Origin of the sequence: Bacillus sp. BB51/4 (assembly GCF_008368845.1) — a bacterium.
Lineage (GTDB): Bacteria > Bacillota > Bacilli > Bacillales > Bacillaceae_G > Bacillus_A > Bacillus_A wiedmannii.
This window is the reverse complement of the sequence record NZ_QOSC01000013.1, coordinates 305,057-324,964: the sequence shown is the minus strand read 5'-3', so window position 1 is coordinate 324,964 and position 19,908 is coordinate 305,057. Positions and strand designations below refer to the sequence as shown.

The window sequence follows — 19,908 nt, the reverse complement described above, 5'->3', positions numbered from 1 at the left end:
ATACTACACCTTTAAGACATACCCAACACCTCTAACAGTGTGAATAAGTGGTACGTCCACATTACAATCTACTTTTTTACGTAAATATCGAATATACACATCGACAACATTTGTATCACCATAATAATCAAATCCCCAAACATTCGTTACGATCTGTTCTCGATTTAACACTTGATTTTCATGCTTCATTAAAAATAGTAATAAATCAAACTCACGTGGTGTTAATTCCACTAAATGATTCTCTCTTTTCACTTCTCGTGTTTTCTCATCTAAATATAAATCTGCAATTTGATAACTACTATTTTCCTCTTCTTTTCTTACGTTTGAAATTCTTAAACATGCACGAATTCTCGCTAAAAGTTCTTCTATTTGAAATGGCTTTGTAAGATAATCACTTGCTCCTTGATCTAAGCCACTTACTTTATCAACAACTGAGTCACGAGCGGTTAATAAAATAATAGGTATTACAGCATTTTTCAAACGTATCCTTCGAAGTACTTCTAACCCACTTATATTTGGAAGCATTACATCAAGTAAAATTAAATCCCATTTACTAGCTTGAAACTTTTCCATTGCCTCTGTTCCTGTTTTAGCAATCTCACTTTCATATCCTTCAAACTCTAATTCTAACTGCACGACACGCGCAATCTTTTCTTCATCCTCAACAATTAAAATCCTTTCTCCCATAAAAGCCTCCCGCATTATATAATCTTTTCATACCATTTCAGTATAACAAGTAATACTTTCCTCCAAAAGAAATAATACCCAATATTCTTTTCGACTTAATAAAAAAAATCAGGAATGAATTATATTCCTGATTTTTAGAGAGACAATCCAACCCACTGCCAATATGCATAGTAAAATACAACCATTACAAACATATACATAACACTTAAATAGCTACTTAACTTTAATAAATCTTGCGGCTGAAAAGTTTCTCTATCACTTTCTTGAAATAAAAGTAATGCTTTAGAACTGACTGGAAAGGTTAAACAATAATTCATGCCAACAATGCCTAAAAATAGTACAGCGACTTCGTTTAGCTGTAGACTACTTGCAAAGTATAATAATGGCGGAATAAAAATTACCACTCTCGTTGTGTGAGATGTAATATATAAATGTGATGTGACTGAAAGAATAACAATTACGAGTAACACGATGAAAATGGATTGCTTATTAATTAGTTCTGTTACTAAAAATAACTTCTGCATAATCCATTGCGCTGCACCACTCTCCATTAAAGATTTCCCTAATGCAATTGCTGCTCCAACAAATAAAATTAAGTTCCATGAGACACCTTTTAAACTTTCTTTCCACTGCATCACGCCCAGTTTTGGCAAAGTTAATAAAAACACTCCGATTATCGTTACAATTGCAATTTCCAAACCGTGAAACGACTCTGTTAACCAAAAAGCTACCATTGCTATTAAAGTACTGATTGTATACTTTTCATTTCGCGATAATTCAAACTTAACTTTTTTCTGTTTCAGTTTTGTTTTTACTTCCTCTTTGTCTAAAAATAAAAATAATATTACACGACAACTTATAAAGCTCATTATGAATCCAAATGGAAATCCCCATATTAACCACTCCACAAATGTAATATCCTTATTATTAAATTCCTTTAACATATCTAGGGCAATTAAATGGGAACCTGCACCAATAATTGTAGAACTTGTTGAAACTAAAATAACAGTAGGCATTAAAATTGCTAATGCTTTCGTAATTCTTCTACTCCCAATTTCTTTTGATATAGCTTGAAAAACAGGTAATACAACCGCTGCGCGTCCAGATGTTGATGGAATAAAGAAAGCGAGTATTTGAATAATCATTGTCAAAATCCCGCACAAGCCCAAAATATTCCGAGCACGATTTACAACAAAGCACGTCATTTTCTCAGCTAAACCGGTAACTTGAAGTGCCCTTCCTAAAATAAAGGAACCGATCATAAGCCAAATGACATCTGAAGCTAACGAATCAAATAAAAAATCTTGCTTTGCTGTTCCTGAAATAATTAGAAATAGAACAGATCCAAGTGCGATATAGGCCGAATTTATCGTTGTTGTTGTCCATAATATAATTGCACAGCAAAATCCAAACAAACTCCATTTCGCTTCCATCGTTAATGACGATGGAAGCAAAAGAACTATTTCTACTATTAATATAAGTGCTATGGGCAGAATCCAAGATGGCTTAGTTTTCGGATGATCAGTACTGTTCACATGTAATTCCACTACATTTTTTTCAATCATGATACGTACCCACTTTTATTCAACCGAGAAGCGATTTGATAACCAACTAAAACTGTACGCATCGTACCCTCTGTACAATCACGAAGCCATTTCTCCGCATTAGAAAATGCATTTTCTAATGAAGATGGCATTGGTAATATACTTGTATATGCATCAATTCCATAATCGTAATTAATACGTGCACCTTTACCGACTGTCCCAACTAATGCGATTACTGGTAATCCATATTTTTTTGCGCATTTAGCCACCTCAGCTGGAATTTTTCCACGTGGTGTTTGAAAATCTATACTTCCTTCCGCAGTAAATACAAGATCACACGCTAGCAATAGTTTATTTAAATCCATATACTTCATAATAATATCGTATCTCGGATGAAGCGTTGCACCAATTAAAGCTTGCAGTCCAGCACCAAGTCCGCCAGATGCACCACTACCTGGCGTATGATGTACATCTATACTTATATCTTTTTTTATAACAGAAGCATAGCGCTCCAGTGCTTTTTCTAGTTCTATTACTTGGGCTTCGTTAGCACCTTTTTGCGGACCGAATACTCGCGCTACTCCCTGCTCGCCGCATAATTGATTAAACCAATTACAGGCAACATCGATTTGAACATGCCTTAATCTAGGATCTACTTGTGATGTATCTATGTTTGAAACTTGTAATAAAGAGGTTCCACCTTGAATTTGTATTTCCTTTCCATCTTCATTTAAAAACTTTACACCTAACGCTTCAGCCATACCAGCTCCGCCATCAGATGTTCCTGAATCACCACACCCTATTAATATACGATCTACCCCTTTATTTAAAGCTAATTCTATTAACTGCCCAACACCATGAGTAGTCGTTTTTCTAGGATCACGTAAATTTCTCGGTACAAGGCGTAATCCTGCTGCAGCAGCCATTTCAATAACAGCTGTACGCTCACCATTTCTCGTTTCAAAAACACCAAAATAAGATTGTATCTGTTCTCCTACAGGTCCCGTTACTTCTACTTCATACATTTTTCCACCAGTAATATTTATAATTGCCTCTGTAAAACCTTCCCCACCATCCACCATTGGTAAAGTCTCTACAGTAGCTAACGGCATGACTTTTAAAATCCCTTCTTTCATTACATCAGCAGCTTCCTTCGCCCCTAAACTTTCTTTAAATCCTGATGGTACAACTAAAATACGCATGTAATATTTCTCCCTTCACCTTGTATATCTCTTTCGTTTCTAAGGCTTATACTAAAGGTGAAAAAAGAGAGAACAATTAAGCTTACATTAAAATTTGGTGAGAAAGTGCTGAGTTTTATGAACTAAAAAATCCGTTGTACTATAAAATAGCACAACGGATACATTTCCTTCCCTTATTATTAAGGGATAAGTCTTGTACAGTCCCTTGGAAAAGCACTCGCCTCTCGTACATTTGTTAATTCTAATAGTTTGTATACAACTCTCTCTAATCCAATTCCAAAACCACCATGCGGGGGACAACCGTATCGGAATGTATTTAAATAAGATTGAAATGTATCTGGATGTAATCCCTTTTCATTAAAAGAAGCAAGTAACTTTTCATAATCATGAATTCGTTGTGCCCCTGATGTTATTTCTAATCCTTTATATAGTAAGTCGAACGAATCAGTAATAGACGGATTCTCATTATTCGGCATCGTATACATCGGCCTAGCTTCTTTCGGATAATGTGTAATGAAAACTAACTCACTCTTATATGTTTCCTTCACATATTTCCCTAGTAGTTTTTCACCTTCTGTATCTAAATCCCCACTTGGCGACTCTTTCCGGTATTTATTTTTCAAAATTTCTTGCGCTTCTAACAATGTAATTTTCGGTATTTCTATAATAACAGGTACTTCTATTTGTAATAGTTGTAGTTCTTTTTCACAGTTTTTTGCTACTTGTTGAAACATATATCGTAAAACATCCGTTTCTAATTGCATCACTTCATAAAAATCATGAATAAATCCAAGTTCTACGTCTAACGATATATATTCATTCAAATGACGGGAAGAATTATGATGTTCCGCTCTGTAAACAGGTGCAACTTCAAAAACACGTTCTAACCCTCCAGCTACCATCATCTGTTTATAAAACTGTGGTGATTGTGCTAAATAAGCTTCTTTTTGAAAGTATGGAAGTTTAAAAACATTCGCTCCTCCTTCTGCCCCTTGTGAAACAATTTTCGGAGTAAATATACGTGTGAAATCGTTCTCTATAAGAAATTCACTAAAGCTCTGAACGAGTGTAGATTTCACTTTAAATATCGCCGCGGTTCGCTCATGTCTTAATGATAATACCCGCTCATTCAGTAGTTGATCTAAACCAATTTGTAACTTCTTTTTATTTATTTCAAACGGAAGTGGTTCTGCGCCATTTAATATTTTCACTTCGTGAGCAAGCACTTCAACCCCTAACTCTGTTTTCGAAGTCTCTACAATTTCACCAACGACTTGAACGACACTTTCCACATCTACCTTATATCCAGCTAATTCATTTTCTAATACACATTGCATAACTCCCGATCGATCCCTTATTAATAAAAAACTAACATTACCTAGATGACGAATCTTTTTTACCCATCCTTGAAGTAATACAACCTTTCCACCTTGCTCCGTACATTCTTTTGTGAGTGAACGCTTCATTATTGACCCCATTATTTTTCCCTCCATTAATTTTATATTTATTTACATTATTGTTGTCATCGTCATCATCCACGGTCACTCACCTCCTTTAAAAGAATACAAAAATCCGCCCCTATAAATAGGGACGGATTGTTCCGCGGTACCACCCAAATTGTCATAATGACCATCTTAGCCCTGATAACGGTAGGTACCGTTTGCTTTTACTAATTATCACGTTCAAAGCAACACTCACAGGTGTCTTTCCATCATGCGGTATCGCAATCTTCTCAGCAACCGATTGCTCTCTGTAGACCTTTGCATCATGTACTTTTCCTGATCCTCACTTTTTATATTTACAGAGTATTCTATCTCTTCACTTTATAAAACGCAAGCCTTTTTTAATATATTTTGATTTTTCATATCCAATTTTGTACAATCTCCTCTAAAGCCATTCCACGTGAGCCTTTTAGTAATACAACATCCTTTTTCGTTATAACTTTTAATACTTCCTCTGCTATCTTGGCTTTACTATTAAATGACTGTACTTTTCCTGTATCATATTTCTTTCTCGCTTCTTCCGCTACAATTTCAGCTAACTCTCCATAAGTGAATACATATTGAATGCTCTCTTCATTTAACATTTTACCAATTTCTCTATGATATGTTTCAGCATTCTCCCCTAACTCCAGCATATCCCCAATTACTATCATTTTTTTCTTATAGGCATTTAATATCTGTAACGTTTCAATTGCAGCCTTCATTGAAGAGGGACTGGCATTCCATGCATCGTTAATAATTGTAAACCCTGTTTTAGCAGTTAAAAATTGAAAGCGCATATGAGTAATATTTACTTGTCGCAATGCTTTCTGTATTTTTTCTGTAGTGACATTATAAAATTGACCTACGGCGATTCCGACAATCGTATTTAAAATATTATGTTTTCCATGTAAGGGAACATCGTACTGTATTTTTGAATCATTTAATTTAAAATGAACACCATATTCATCTAATTGCACGTTTGTTGGAATCAAATCATTTGTATACTTTTCACCAAATGCCTTACAATTTATACTCGATAGATTCTTATTTTTCAAAAGCAATGGTTCATCTCCATTATACAAACATAATCCTTCACCTTTTAATCCATCAATAATTTCTAATTTAGCCTTCGCAATTTCTTCTTTTGATCCAAGCGTCTCTAAGTGAGAATGGCCAATCATTGTAATGATTACTACATCTGGCTGTGCTATTATTGATAAGTTTCGAATTTGTCCTTTTTCACTCATCCCCATTTCAAGAATTAAAAACTCTGTATCTCGTTTCATCTCTAAAATTGTTAATGGTAAACCGATTTGACTATTAAAATTCCCCTTTGTTTTATGCACACGATGAGTTGTACTTAAAATCGTGCTTATTATATCTTTTACCGTTGTCTTACCATTACTACCTGTAATTCCAATTACTTTTACATTTAGCTCTTTTCGATAAAATTGTGCCAATTGTTGCAAAGCAAATAAAGTGTCATCTACAAATATAATTGGCATCCCTTTTGGCGGAGTGCCGTAAGACTTTTTCCATAAGGAAGCGACAGCTCCATTATCGAATGCCTCTTTCACATAATCATGTCCATCTTTCACCCTAATGATTGGAACAAATAAATTTCCTTCTTTAATGCTTTTGGAATCTATGCAGACACCATGTATCTCTATGTGATGAAACGATTCTTGTAACCCTTCACCACCTACTACTTCTTCAAGTTTTTTCAAATTCATTTGAATCAAATTATCACCTCTTTCCATTTTATTACATAATTTCCATTTCATTTACGCATATTAATAAAAATTTTATAGCGAGGTGTTTATATGAAAAAAGCGATTAGTTTCTTTCTTCTTTTGTTATGCCTAATTGCAGTGAATGAAACATACGCCTATTCACCAAAATCTTTACCAATCTCCCAAAACTCTGATCAATGGAAAGTGAATATTGATGAACCGAAGAACATAGATAAAAATATGCTTCAAGCTAAAGAAGATGAATTTAAAACATATCAATTTTCAGTAAAAAATGTTGGTAACAGTGAAGTATATAACGTACAAGTCGAAGTATTCCGCAACGAGCCAAAAACGAAAACGAAATATGAACTTTTCTCACGAAAGGAAAGTCGCTTAGCAAGTGGAAAAACTGGATTTGAACATACTAATTTTCCAGTTGCCACAAAAGCAGATGAAGTTGATGTAATCATTACTTGGCAAGAACACCCTTTCCGCTCTATGAGAAACGGTCAAAAAGTTGAGTCTAGAAAATTTAAAGAGCATTTTGTTTTTAAAGACGAAAAAAACAACTAGAATGCGGATGAATTTACATTAGCATTCATATAGCTTACTTTACTAGTACCAGTTCTTAAGCAAATTAAAAAGTCGTGGCTTATAAACGCCACGACTTTTTATATTAATTCGTACTAATTCCTCTTGCTGCCCAAATACGATCGATATCAGCAGCATGTTGTCCGCCATATAAAAGAGCATCCGCTTGCTTAATCGCTTTTGCTCCATCACTGAATTTAGAGTTTGGTGTTAATGACCAGTGTGATTGTAAAATAATTTTCGTTGCTACATCACGTCCAAAAGCTTGTGCCATCTCATATTGACCTTGTGCCCAAATTTCCCCATCATCATGTACCTCATTTGTAACATCTTTCGGATACACTTTATTCGTATCTAATCGGCGCAAGCACGTCGGATCTGAACTAGAATAAGCAGCCGCATCCCATTCTCCAACACATGCTTTTCCGTAGCCTGTTGTCGATACTGCATCTTCATACGTAGCACCTAAGAAGTCACCAAATCCTTCTCCCATCGCTCCGCCTTCTGCTGAACTACCAAAGCCAGGAACTTGGTTATCTTGAATTGAATGTCCGTATTCATGTGCGATAATACCAGCATCTTCTGCATCATCTACTCCGCCAGTACCAAAAGTTAAAGCTTTCGTTGTCGGAGAATAAAATGAGTTATCCGCCGTCGTTCCATTCACATTCACTTTAATAGAGCGATTATTAATATTTTTAAAACCTAACCCTTGAATGTAACGCTGTAATGTATCGATATGATAATACGACATAACATCTTCAAAGCTATCATTTGCACGTGTATAGTTAAATTGTAAATTTGTAGATTTTGTTTTTGCTTTTGAAGAAATTGTTACATACTCTCCAATTAAAAATCCTGTCCCATCTAAACCTTTTAACGTAACAGTCTTCAATTGATTCGTTAACGCTGTTGAATCCGCATCGTTATTATCTTTTAAGCCTACTTTACTACCACTAGATACGACTGGGTTAGGTAAAAATACTTTTCCTGTCCCTTCAGCTTTTCGGTTTATATCAACCTTTTTAATTAACTTCCCATTTTCTGCATCAATAAATGTTTCCCATGCACCAAACGGGTTATTAGAATGGACTACAACTTTATATACTGGACGAGCAATTCCCTCTTCAACAATATATCCGAATTCTTTCTCTGTAGGAGCCCATAAGTTTTGCTCACTTGCTTCTCCAACATACGCCATTGATTTTTGTATTGCATCTTTTTCACTAATTTTTGTCGTTACTTCCTTCACACCTTTGACGGATTGATAATCAGAAACAGCAAGTACGCCCTTTCCCTCTCCGTTAAGTGTAACTGTAATTTGTTTTGAAAATACAGGCGCACCATTAACAACTTGTTGGAATCTAACATATGAAGCTACTGACGTTTCTGTTGTAGAAATATATTGCAAGTCTGAAAGGTCTGTTTTCAATCCATACTGTGCAGCATTTTCTTTTAAATATTCAGTTGCTTTTTTCTGCGGCGAATAAGCTTCTAGCTTTACTTGCTGTTGTTTTTCCAACGCCGAAACCGTAGAAATCGTCCCCATTACTAATGGCACAGTCATTGCCATTGCCACCATTTTTTTATTAAACATAGAACCACTCCCCCCTAATAAAGTAGCTCAACCTTATCCCATTACCACTAGGCAATCATTCCCCACAACATGGGGGGATAAAAATTGAATCTACGAGTAATTCTCTATAAACAATTCTATTACCTTTCCATTTAGGGTCAGTGAAATTTTCTCAATATTTATGCGTAAAGTGAAAACAATACTTTAGAAAGAAATTTCTAAAGTCATTCCTTATCCCTGAAACTTTTCATATTACTGTTTAAAAAAATAGACTTTTTACCTAACGGTAGGTTGAAAAAATTATTAATGAATGATACGATTTAAATAACCTTTTTTAGGAGGATCTATTATGAGTAAAAGTGAAGAAACACTCTCTTCAATAATGGAAGCAAGTTATCGCCTTTTTGCTACGTACGGTATTGCTAAAACAACTTATACGATGATTGGTGAGAAGGTTGGTATCGCAAAACCATCTATATATTACTACTTTAAGTCTAAAGATGCCTTGATTGAATGTATTTTTACTGAATTATGTAAAGCTATGCAGTTCTCTTCGTATTTTCATACAGAAGAATTTACGAAAACAAATTTTATTGAAAAATGTATTGCAATTGGCCTTAAAATAATTGATGAACAGCGAAACGACCCTTATTTTAATCTTGTGTTACAAGAATATGTTTTACTATCTTCAAGAAACAATATGTACAAAGATCGATTACTAACTGTGCAAACAGAATATTTACATGGATTTGAGGTACTCCTTACAAAAGCAAATAAACTTCAATTAATTGAAAATAAAAATCTAGTTTCAAAAGCTCATATGTTAGCATTAGTGCTTGATAATATCGGGAATTTTATGATGATTGATGCAAAGATAGATTATAAACAAATTTGGATTGAAGCTGTAAATAGCATTTTTGAAAGAAGGGATTGAAGTGAATACAAAAAAGCGCATTATCGGCTTAGATTTCGCTAGAGCTTTGGCGATGTTTGGTATGCTACTTGTTAATTTCATGGTGATAACAGGTGCAGAAGGAAATGGTCCCCCTTTTTTAATAACCCTCATGTCACTATTTGAAGGTAGAGCTTCTGCTTTGTTTGTTATACTTGCAGGCATCGGTATCACTTTAATGACTAGGTCAGCCGTTGCTAGCAATGAAAAAATAAAAATTTCTAATAGCCGAAAGACCATATGGAAACGATCACTATTCTTATTTATTTTAGGATTACTACTATATGGACTAGAGTGGACTGGGGATATAATACACTACTACGGTGTTTACCTTTTCGTCGCTGCATTACTCATTACAGTACGCAAAAAACTATTACTTTTTCTTTCTATCATTATTTTATTAATCGCACAAGCTCTTCAGCTTACTTTCAATACTTTCGAAGGTTGGGGAGCACCTACTCCATTCATAAACTATGTAGACTTCTGGACAATACAAGGTTTTCTTCGCAATTTATTCTTTAATGGCTATCACCCTATTTTCCCTTGGTTCTCGTTCTTCTTAATCGGTATGATAATTGGCAGGTTAGATCTTCATAATAAGAAAATTAGAGAAAGATTACTCTTACTGGGTATTACAATTACAATATTGTCAGAACTTTTATCAAAAGGGCTTACTCACTTTTTTATTCCATATATCGGCAAAGAGGCTGCCACATTTTTATTTAATACAGGACCCATCTTACCAAATGTATTATATATTTTATCTGCTACAGGATCCGCTATTGCTATATTAATCATTTGCCTCAACATCGCTGAAAAATATAGAAATAATTGGTTTGTCACTTCCATTGTACAAACAGGACAATTAACATTAACTCATTATGTCAGCCATGTATTTATCGGTATTGGGACGTTAATTCTATTAAATAAAATGGAACAACAATCACTACTATTCGTTTTATTATTTGCTAGTGGATTTTTCATTTTCAGCATTTTAATTAGTGTGTTATGGGGAAAGAAATTTTCTAGAGGACCTATCGAATGGATTATGAGGAAATTAGCCGGATAAATTTCCATCATACAAAAAGGAAGTTGGAATCATTCCAACTTCCTTTTTTCTTTAATGAGCCGCGCTTAATTTAATTCGAACTTTCGCTTCACCTAAAGATAGTTCATCGTCTTCATTCGTTAAGTGATCAAATGTAAATTGCTTAACGAGTAAATTTTCTTCCAATAAATCTTTATGGTTCGTTAATGTTCGTTGTAGTTCTTCCTCTGTATCAAGAATAACATCTACTCGTAAATTAACCGGTAAATTTAACTGCTTACGATATTCTTGAACCGCTCGAATGAATTCACGAGCTACTCCTTCTTGTAACAATTCTTCCGTTACATTCGTATCTAACATAACTGTATATTGTCCGTTAGTCGTATTAGAAAATCCTGATTTTGCGACTTTCTCTACCAGTACATCTTCAGCTGTTACAACTACTTCTTCTCCTGGTGCTGCTTCGTAAACTGCTCTTTCTGTAGATACAAAATGTTGCACTTCTTCTTTTGGTAATTGTTTTAGCCATGTATTTACTGCATTCACATTTTTACCAAGCTTCGGCCCAGCTGTTTTAAAATTCAGCTTTAATTGATAGGACGTATATTTCGTTTCATCGAGTTCAACATGAAACGCTTTGACATTTAGCTCATCCATGACGATATCACGATAAGATTCCCAATCCATATCATTTTCATTATGCGCTAGTAATACAAGTTCTGCTAACGGCTGTTTTACTTTTAAAGAATGCTGATTACGATTACTTCTTCCAAGTTCAACAACCTGTAAAACTGCATCCATTTCCTCTTCTAATTTCGGCTGAAGTAGTGATTCATTTACAACTGGATAATCCTCTAAATGAACGCTACTTGCAGTTAAATTCAAATGAATATCTTCAGCGACAAACGGTGTAAATGGTGCAATTAATTTACTAATTGTTACAAGTACTTCATGAAGTGTCTCATACGCAGCTGCTTTTTCAGCATTCATACCAGACTCCCAGAAACGATTACGTGATCGTCTTACATACCAGTTACTTACTTCATCTACAAGTGCCGCGATTTCACGAGCTGCATTCGTAAATTGATAATCATCAAGTGCTGTTCTCACTTTTTTCGTAGTGCTATGCAATCTTGATAATACCCATTCATCCAATTTCGTCCGCTTTACATCATACGTTTCTTTCGGATTATACCCATCTAAATTTGCATATAAAACATAGAAGCTATACACATTGACTAATGTATCTACAAACTTAGATTTTGCTTCCAGTACTGTTCTTTCAGAAAAACGTTTCGCATTCCACGGTGCACTGTCAACGAGTAGCGCCCATCTTAAAGCATCTGCACCAAACTGATTTACTAAATCAACTGGATCTAGTGCATTCCCTTTACTTTTAGACATTTTCTGTCCTTCTTCGTCTAATACATGTCCTAGTGATAACACTCGTTTATAAGGTACTTTTCCTGTATATAGTGCTGATACTGCTAATAAACTATAAAACCATCCGCGTGTTTGATCAATGCCTTCTGCAATAACATCCGCTGGAAACTGTTCTTCAAATAACTCTTTATTTTCAAATGGATAATGATATTGCGCAAATGGCATGGAACCACTATCAAACCAAACATCAATTACTTCTGGTGTACGATTCATTGTACTTCCGCATTTTTCACAGCAAACTTGCACTTCATCTACATATGGCTTATGCAATTCCAAATCTTCCGGTGTTTCTTTTGTACTATGCTTTCTTAAATCAGCAATGCTTTTCGGTGCGAATTGATGATCGCAACTTTCACATTCCCATACGTTTAATGGTGTTCCCCAATATCTATTTCGGCTAATATTCCAGTCCACCATATTTTCTAAAAACTTACCAAAGCGTCCATGTTTCATATGGTCTGGATACCAAGTAACAGAATCGTTATTTTGCAAAAATGTATCTTTAATTGCAGTTGTTCGGATTAACCAACTCTCTCCTGCATAATAAAGAAGTGGTGAATCACAACGCCAGCAATGTGGATAGCTATGTTCATACTTTTCTTTATGATACAGTAAACCTTCCTTCGCTAAATGACGAACGATATCCACGTCACAATCTTTAACAAATTTCCCTTTCAAAAATGGTACTGCTTCTGTATATTCACCTTTCTCATCTACAACATGCAAGAATGACAATCCTTCACTTTGAACGACTCTATAATCGTCCTCCCCATATGCTGGAGCGATATGAACGAGTCCTGTACCACTATCTGCCGTGACAAAATCTGCTGCGATAACGTGATAGCCATTTGTAACTTCTTTCATTGGAAATGGCGGCATATAAGATGTGTTTACTAATTCTTCACCTTTATGAACAGATAATACTTCATAGTCTTCTTTTAATACATCTTGTACACGTTCTTTCGCAACAATGTATACATGACCTTCTTGTTTCGCTTTCACGTATTCCATATTTGGATGTACAGCGAGCGCAACATTTGCTGGAAGTGTCCAAGGTGTCGTTGTCCACCCTAGGAAATATTCATTTTCACTATCTTTTACTTGAAACTTAACTGTTGCACTTAAGTCTTTTACTGTTTTATACCCTTGTGCAACCTCATGTGAACTTAGTGAAGTTTGACAACTTGGGCAGTATGGTGAGACTCTATGCCCTTTGTACAATAATCCTTTTTCATGAATCGTCCCTAAAATATGCCATACACTTTCGATATATGGATTCTCTAGCGTAACGTATGGATCATCCATATCTACCCAATAACCGATGCTTTCAGTGAATTCACGCCACTGCTTCTCATATGTGAATACACTCTCTTTACACTTCTGAATAAATGGCTCAATTCCATACTCTTCAATTTCATGTTTACCAGAAATACCGAGTTGCTTCTCAACACCTAATTCTACAGGTAAACCGTGTGTATCCCATCCCGCTTTTCGTAGCACTTTATAACCAGCCATCGTTTTATATCTCGCTACTACATCTTTAATTGTCCGTCCAAGTGCATGTCCGACGTGTGGTAAACCGTTCGCCGTTGGTGGTCCTTCATAAAATACGAAAGACTGTGCGCCTTCTCGATTCTGAATTGATTGCTCGAAAATGTTTTGCTCGTTCCACTGCTTACGAATACGTGTTTCTCTCCCTACAGCTGACTCTTTTACATCTACTTTCTTCATCTACAATCACTCCTTTGAATGTTTTAAAGCACACAAAAAACCCGTCCCTATGAAGTAGGGACGGGTTTAACCGCGTTACCACCCTAATTCTATTAGCTCTTCGCTAATAGCACTTAGCAACGTACTATCATACGTGTTCTTTGTAACGGTAGACATCCGTCCGGGCTTACTTATTTTCAGCCTCGGCTCCTCGGAGATGATTTTCAAATAACGTCTGCACACCGGCTTTCAGCTATACACCGGCTCTCTGGGGAACAATTCATTATTTTACTCGTTCTCGTCTTCAGATTTGTATACTTTATTAAAAGCTATTTTATGCCATTGGGCAATAAATTGTCAACTAATTCGAAATATATATTTAATTATACCCTTTTTTCACAATTCCTATACAATTATTTCTTAAATTCTTGTATTCCAGCTAAATCTTCATCTTCTTCAATAAGCTCAGCAAAGAATCTTGATTCATCCTCACGAAGAACAATTTCAAGCTCTTGCTTCGCCTCTTCAATTCTATTTAACTGTGCTAAATAACAAGCGCGATCATATCTTGCTAACAAATCACTCGCATCTATTGTTAATACATCATTTGTTATTTTTTCTGCCTTTAGTGTTTGTCCGGCACCATGATACGAAGATGCTAAAGAAAGAAGAATTGCTGCTTCATTTGGATGATGTATAGAAGCATTTTCTAATACATGAATTGCCTCTTCAAACCTTTCTTGACTTTGATACATTTCTCCTAAAGCAAGAAACGCTCTACTTACAAACGGTGTTTGCTCCATTAATTGTAAGGTAATCTTTTCTGCTTTTCTTTCTTCTCCTATTTTAAAGAATACTTGTGCTTGTAAAAGAAGCGTATCATAATCATCTGGTAACTCTCGAACCATTTGCTTCGTTAATTCTGAAGCATCCCGTAACATATCTTCTTCCTCACACGCCATGAAAAGATTTACAAGTTGCTTCGCTACATCGTAATCCCATTTATTTTCTAACGATGTTTGCAATACATCTATCGCCTCTTTATACATCGCCACATTCTCGTAAAATAGTGAAAATCGCTGCGCTGCCATACTATTTTTTTGATTTAACTTTAACGAGATTTCATACAAATCAATGATTGTAGTAATAATCGAAATTTCTTTCGCACGGTTTTTCATACGATAAAAAGCTCTCGTAATGATGGATTTTTTCGGCTGTTCATTTTGTTGCCGTTCAATCCATCTTTCCGTCACCGCAGATGCAGCATACATAAATGCCATACTTCTTTCTGCCTTCTTCACCTTTAATGTATGAAGAAAATCTCGTATGTTAGACAATTTCTTATGTTGTTCTATCGCTTTTACATACACATCAAATATTTGTTCATTATTTGCATCTTTTTGTATAACTTTCATTGCAATTTCAATTGCTTTTGCATTCCTTTTTTTCACTAACACTTTGGCATAATGATATAGAACTTCTATATGCTCACTATCTAATTGAAGTGCCTCTTCAATCTGTGCTTGTTCTTTATCTATTTCATCCATCGCTCCAAACACATATGCAATCGCATCTAATCGCCATATTTCAGGTGCTTCGTCCGCTAATTGTTCTAGTTCTGTCAGTAACTCTTCCTGAAGACTCATTTCTACTGAAAGCTGTGCCAAATATTCCATATTAATATGCATCGGCTCTTCTTTCATAGCCTGAACCATATGACTTTGTTCTTTAGAACGGTTTTCTTCTTTTTCGTATATTTCCGCAAGCTGTAAATGTACACCGACGAAATTCCCATCAAGCTCTAAACAAGTTTCATACGCTTGCTTTGCTTCTGTCAATTGCCCTAATGCCATAAGTGTTTCACCAATTCGGTAATACGGTAATGCCGTTTCCTTTTGTTCTATCGCCTTATTATACCTTTTCATCGCTTGGCCGTACTGCCCAATAGATTCATATAAAATACCTGTATAACAACCGTATTCGCTTATTTCATTTCTTTCTTTGTGTAACGTTCTTAAGAATGCTATACCTCTTTGTACAAATACCGTTCCTTTAATTCGATTCACATATTCATCTAACGCACTTGCCACATTATATTCGCTCTGCTTTATACCACTCTCTAACTTAGACAAAGCTACTTTAAACCCTTCTTCATTTCCACCAAGTTCAATCTCAGCATCCCATAAAACCATTCCCGCATTCATAAGAAAATCTTGGCTCTTTTCAATTTGTTTTTCAATACCGAGAATATATTGTTTCGCTTCCTTGTATTGTTCTTTCGCCATATAAACTTGCGTAAGTCCAAAGTGAGAATAAACATCATCATGATTTTCTTCTAAAGCACGATTATACAATGTTTCTGCTTCTTCCAGACTATCATTTTGAAAATGATAGTCACCGAGTTTTACGTATAGAGGTGCCTTATCGTCACAATTCTCAATACCTTTTAATAAAATTTCTTTCGTACTTTCCTCATCCTTCAAATCAGACTCGTATATTTCCGAAAGTTTCGTATAGATGTAAGGTGCATTACTATCCAAATAAATCGCTACTTTAAGCCCTTTTATCGCTAAATGTAATTTCCCTAAATGATGCGCACATCTCGCGCGCTCATACCATACATGTGCCTCATTTTTATTCTCTCTTAATAGGTCATTAAAAATTTCATACGCTTCTTCATATCTTTCTAAATCTATTAATATTAATCCGTGATTCGTTAAAGTGAATCTTTCTGGAGTACGTTCTAAAGCAACTTGAGAAAACTGCAACGCCTTTTCAGATTGATCGATATACATGTATGATAAAGCGAGAAAACTCCAAGCAATCGGCTGATCTGCGTCTAATTGTAATGATGAACGAAAACTTGAAATCGCTTCTATATAACTTTCCTGTTCAAAAGCATATCTTCCGTTTATTAAATGATATAAAGCACGATTATTTTTCTTCTCAACACTTGTCAGCATTTGCCCGGCTTTTTCTAATTCTTGAAGGCGAATAAAGCACTGCGCACCATGCAATTTAACAAAATCTGAGTTCGGAAACTTCTCCATTAACTTTTCAATACAACATATAATAAACTCATTATCTACTTCAACATCTAAATGCTTAACCGTATATAACCACGTATTCGGATTATCACTCGTCTCTTTTAAAAATTGTACTAAGTTATAAATCCCCTCTTTATCATGTTCATCTAAATGATCCGTAAGAGAAAAAATAGATTTAAAATAATGATTTTCTTCTTCATTTAAAAATGCTAATTGCTCCTTCTTTTCTTTCGGAACAAACGTAATCGCTAAACAACCTGTGTAACGATATTTTTCTTGTAACTTACTATATTCCACAATAACTGGTTCTATAAAGTTCGGATCTTGAACATAAAAAGCTTGTAACGTATCATCATATCCAGATAGCACTTGTACATGTGAAGCATGCTCAATATCTATACTTAATAAAACAGGAATCCCTTCATCCAGCAGTCTCTTATAATTTTCCTCATTACCTTTAAAATAACGATATTCATAACCTAATTCTTCTAAATAAGAAACAGTATCTGAAAACTTTGAGCCTGTCATATCAAAAATAAACTCTGCTATTTCATCTTGTGTACATTTTTCTCCCCATAACTGCAACATCATTTCTAAACTTGTCGGAACACAATAATTATCCTTTTGTACAATAGGAACTATCGGTAAATGCACCTTTTTTCCATCTGGATTTTTTTCTAAATTATGATATAAAGACTCTTTTAAACTTTTTTCTTCTTTTAATAACTGTTGTAAATCTACAAGTTTATTCATTTTGTAAAGCGCTTCTGCACGTAAATGTACAAAGTAAGCTTTATACGCATGATAAGGAAGCTGATTATTTATGTTATCTATTACCGCTAACATTTCTTCATACTTCCTTAAATCTAATAAATATTTTACCTTTTCAAAATGAAAATATGGTACTTGTGGGAACTTTACAATCGCATCATCAATTAGCTGTAATGCACGTTTTTGTTCTCCTTGATTCGCATATAATTGTGATAATAAATAGGTAGATAGCTCTTCACAATCTTTATGCTGCATGCCGGCTATAAATTGTTCTTCTGCTTTCTCCCATTCACCTGTATGCATATAGACGTAGCCCCATTTATCAAATACGGCACGTGAACTGTACTCCTCTGCCTTTTGCATATAGATTAGGGCTTCTTCATTTCGTTTCATTTCCAACAAACATCGTACTAACGTAAAATATGTTTTCGCTAAAAGATCAGCTTCTATTTCTTCTTTACTTACCTCTTCTAATGAGTCTTTTAACAACTGTTCTACTTCAAGTATTTTCCGCTCATCAATTAACTCATCACAATATAAAGAGAGCGTTCTCACATTTGGGAATTTTTTGTAGGCGTAGCGAATGAGGAATGAACTGTATTGGTGCATAAGCCCTTCATCAGTAAGACGTATTAATATGTCAAACTCCTTATGTGAAGGAACACTAGCAAGCCAACTCTTCAAATAAGATAAAGTATTCTTTTCTTTTATATATGAAATTTCATTATTTATTTCCTGTAATCCATCTATAAATCTCTTGTCTTTCAAACAAGCATCTAACTGCTTAAAATCTAGCATGTATTCACCTCGAATATTTATTTGTACTGCTACTTGCTTAGATTTTACACATCATATTGTAGGTATTCAACTAAAATCTCTTATAATAGATGGTATTAATTAATATTATTCAAATTTATAACAAAATATAGTAAAAATGATTATTTTCCCCCATATTTTGTTTAATTAAATGGAATAACGTAACATGAGGAGCTTATCTTTTGGAAGCTGAAATCCGTACATGAAATTATATCGGCGATTTTCAAAATATATCAGCGATTATACAGTGGATATCGACTTACCGACAAAAAATGACAATCCTCAATATACCTCTACCTTTTAACATTCTATGTCACCAAATGTAATTTTCATATTCGGAGCATATACTAAAGACGAATGCATTTGAAATGCTTTAAAAAATCGGAGTTCAGCTTCATATTGTGCTAGCGCATCATCATATATTAACCCTCTAGACATTAAACGTTCTACAAATTGCTGTTTATCACCCGGATCACCTGCAATTCCCTCTTCTTTTAACGAATGATACAACCTTTGTTTATCATTATGATGCATATTAGAATCTAAAAAGTTCACTTTATCACTTACTCTACATTGAATATTTTTTACGCCTAGTTCACTTAAAAATATCGGTATTTTCATACCAATATTTCCATCTTTTCCGCTTCTCTGCATGTCACTTTCAAATAACTTCTGCAAAGCACCTAGCCTAATAATTTCCGATTGATTCTCTCCATTTAAAGAGTATGAAGACATATTTGATATCCAATGTGGTTCAAAACAGATTATTTTTCCGTTCCTTTTAACTGAATGCATCATTTTTTGTACCATCATTTTGGGCGAACTCATATGTAATAAGAAAGCATGACAAATTGCTATATCGTATGTATCTTTCAATTCAATTTCTGTAGCATCTCCCTCAAGAAATTCTGTCTCATACGGAAGTAAACGAAACAACTCTCTCGCTTCAGATAATAATGTTTCTCCACTATCAATGCCTGTATACTTTGATCCTTCTGGAAGTAAAGGCATTAATATTAAGCCTAAATAACCATATCCACAACCATAATCAACGATATGTACTGGCTTAGTAACCTTCCACACAGTATTTATTAAAAAGCTTACATAATCATCATTGTAATATAGATCTCTCGTGTTTTTTAAATATGTTAGTTTACTGTTCCAATCGTATGTTTCCAAGTTTAACGCCTCCTTTTTATATATGACATTACAATTCTCCATTTAATATGGACATTCCTACACTTGAAACAATTCTAGAAAAGTTTAGATTTAATAAAATTAAACTTCTGCTTTCACATTTTCTA

The 19,908-nt window shown here is 34.6% G+C and carries 12 protein-coding genes and 2 other annotated features; of the genes, 3 read left to right on the top strand and 9 right to left on the bottom strand.

Going from position 1 to position 19,908, the window contains the following annotated elements; all coding sequences use genetic code 11:
- Nucleotides 1-3 precede the first annotated feature (3 nt).
- The 5 genes from DN392_RS18900 to DN392_RS18880 form a co-directional block, all read right to left on the bottom strand.
- Nucleotides 4-687 carry a response regulator transcription factor gene (locus DN392_RS18900; protein ID WP_061672897.1) on the bottom strand — a complete coding sequence of 228 codons (684 nt, stop codon included), beginning with the start codon at nucleotides 685-687 and terminating at the stop codon, nucleotides 4-6.
- Between the two features lie 134 nt (nucleotides 688-821).
- Nucleotides 822-2,252, bottom strand: a complete 1,431-nt coding sequence (locus DN392_RS18895) for an SLC13 family permease (RefSeq protein ID WP_088321163.1) — start codon at nucleotides 2,250-2,252, stop codon at nucleotides 822-824.
- Nucleotides 2,249-3,433 (bottom strand): glycerate kinase family protein, encoded by a 1,185-nt coding sequence (locus DN392_RS18890; protein WP_064469576.1) that lies wholly within the window; start codon nucleotides 3,431-3,433, stop codon nucleotides 2,249-2,251. The genes DN392_RS18895 and DN392_RS18890 overlap by 4 nt, the downstream gene beginning before the upstream one ends.
- Before the next feature lie 179 nt (nucleotides 3,434-3,612).
- A complete protein-coding gene (gene aspS / locus DN392_RS18885) occupies nucleotides 3,613-4,911 on the bottom strand; it encodes an aspartate--tRNA(Asn) ligase (RefSeq protein WP_000534851.1) in 1,299 nt (432 codons plus the stop codon).
- A gap of 105 nt (nucleotides 4,912-5,016) precedes the next feature.
- Nucleotides 5,017-5,228, bottom strand: a binding site (T-box leader).
- A 66-nt stretch (nucleotides 5,229-5,294) separates the two neighbouring features.
- A complete protein-coding gene (locus tag DN392_RS18880; protein ID WP_033658769.1) occupies nucleotides 5,295-6,677 on the bottom strand; it encodes a UDP-N-acetylmuramoyl-tripeptide--D-alanyl-D-alanine ligase in 1,383 nt (460 codons plus the stop codon).
- A 63-nt stretch (nucleotides 6,678-6,740) separates the two neighbouring features.
- Here DN392_RS18880 and DN392_RS18875 point away from each other — a divergent pair, with 63 nt between their 5' ends.
- Nucleotides 6,741-7,223 (top strand): hypothetical protein, encoded by a 483-nt coding sequence (locus DN392_RS18875; RefSeq protein WP_000709311.1) that lies wholly within the window; start codon nucleotides 6,741-6,743, stop codon nucleotides 7,221-7,223.
- Nucleotides 7,224-7,326: 103 nt separating this feature from the next.
- Here the strand turns inward: DN392_RS18875 and DN392_RS18870 are convergent, their stop codons facing one another.
- Entirely contained in the window at nucleotides 7,327-8,838 is a 1,512-nt protein-coding gene (locus DN392_RS18870) for a M36 family metallopeptidase (RefSeq protein ID WP_064460252.1), read from the bottom strand.
- A 328-nt stretch (nucleotides 8,839-9,166) separates the two neighbouring features.
- On the opposite strand from DN392_RS18870, the gene DN392_RS18865 reads away from it, so the two are divergent.
- Both DN392_RS18865 and DN392_RS18860 read left to right on the top strand, forming a co-directional pair.
- Nucleotides 9,167-9,751 (top strand): TetR/AcrR family transcriptional regulator, encoded by a 585-nt coding sequence (locus DN392_RS18865; protein WP_000045221.1) that lies wholly within the window; start codon nucleotides 9,167-9,169, stop codon nucleotides 9,749-9,751.
- Between the two features lies 1 nt (nucleotide 9,752).
- Nucleotides 9,753-10,838: a DUF418 domain-containing protein gene (locus tag DN392_RS18860; RefSeq protein WP_131233630.1), complete on the top strand. Its 1,086-nt coding sequence runs from the start codon at nucleotides 9,753-9,755 to the stop codon at nucleotides 10,836-10,838.
- 51 nt (nucleotides 10,839-10,889) lie between these two features.
- On the opposite strand, the gene ileS is transcribed toward DN392_RS18860, so the two are convergent.
- The 3 genes from ileS to DN392_RS18845 form a co-directional block, all read right to left on the bottom strand.
- Entirely contained in the window at nucleotides 10,890-13,991 is a 3,102-nt protein-coding gene (ileS, locus tag DN392_RS18855; protein ID WP_064460251.1) for an isoleucine--tRNA ligase, read from the bottom strand.
- 53 nt (nucleotides 13,992-14,044) lie between these two features.
- Nucleotides 14,045-14,284, bottom strand: a binding site (T-box leader).
- Between the two features lie 99 nt (nucleotides 14,285-14,383).
- A complete protein-coding gene (locus DN392_RS18850; protein WP_088321160.1) occupies nucleotides 14,384-18,586 on the bottom strand; it encodes a bacteriocin-processing peptidase family protein in 4,203 nt (1,400 codons plus the stop codon).
- 318 nt (nucleotides 18,587-18,904) lie between these two features.
- Entirely contained in the window at nucleotides 18,905-19,783 is an 879-nt protein-coding gene (locus DN392_RS18845) for a class I SAM-dependent methyltransferase (RefSeq protein WP_071742706.1), read from the bottom strand.
- Between the last annotated feature and the right edge of the window lie 125 nt (nucleotides 19,784-19,908).

Excerpts from the sequence above, each read along its gene's own strand:
- DN392_RS18900 (WP_061672897.1), bottom strand. The coding sequence starts at position 687 with ATGGGAGAAAGGATTTTAATTGTTGAGGATGAAGAAAAGATTGCGCGT.
- DN392_RS18895 (WP_088321163.1), bottom strand. The coding sequence starts at position 2,252 with ATGATTGAAAAAAATGTAGTGGAATTACATGTGAACAGTACTGATCAT.
- DN392_RS18890 (WP_064469576.1), bottom strand. The coding sequence starts at position 3,433 with ATGCGTATTTTAGTTGTACCATCAGGATTTAAAGAAAGTTTAGGGGCG.
- aspS (WP_000534851.1), bottom strand. The coding sequence starts at position 4,911 with ATGGGGTCAATAATGAAGCGTTCACTCACAAAAGAATGTACGGAGCAA.
- DN392_RS18880 (WP_033658769.1), bottom strand. The coding sequence starts at position 6,677 with ATGGAAAGAGGTGATAATTTGATTCAAATGAATTTGAAAAAACTTGAA.
- DN392_RS18875 (WP_000709311.1), top strand. The coding sequence starts at position 6,741 with ATGAAAAAAGCGATTAGTTTCTTTCTTCTTTTGTTATGCCTAATTGCA.
- DN392_RS18870 (WP_064460252.1), bottom strand. The coding sequence starts at position 8,838 with ATGTTTAATAAAAAAATGGTGGCAATGGCAATGACTGTGCCATTAGTA.
- DN392_RS18865 (WP_000045221.1), top strand. The coding sequence starts at position 9,167 with ATGAGTAAAAGTGAAGAAACACTCTCTTCAATAATGGAAGCAAGTTAT.
- ileS (WP_064460251.1), bottom strand. The coding sequence starts at position 13,991 with ATGAAGAAAGTAGATGTAAAAGAGTCAGCTGTAGGGAGAGAAACACGT.
- DN392_RS18850 (WP_088321160.1), bottom strand. The coding sequence starts at position 18,586 with ATGCTAGATTTTAAGCAGTTAGATGCTTGTTTGAAAGACAAGAGATTT.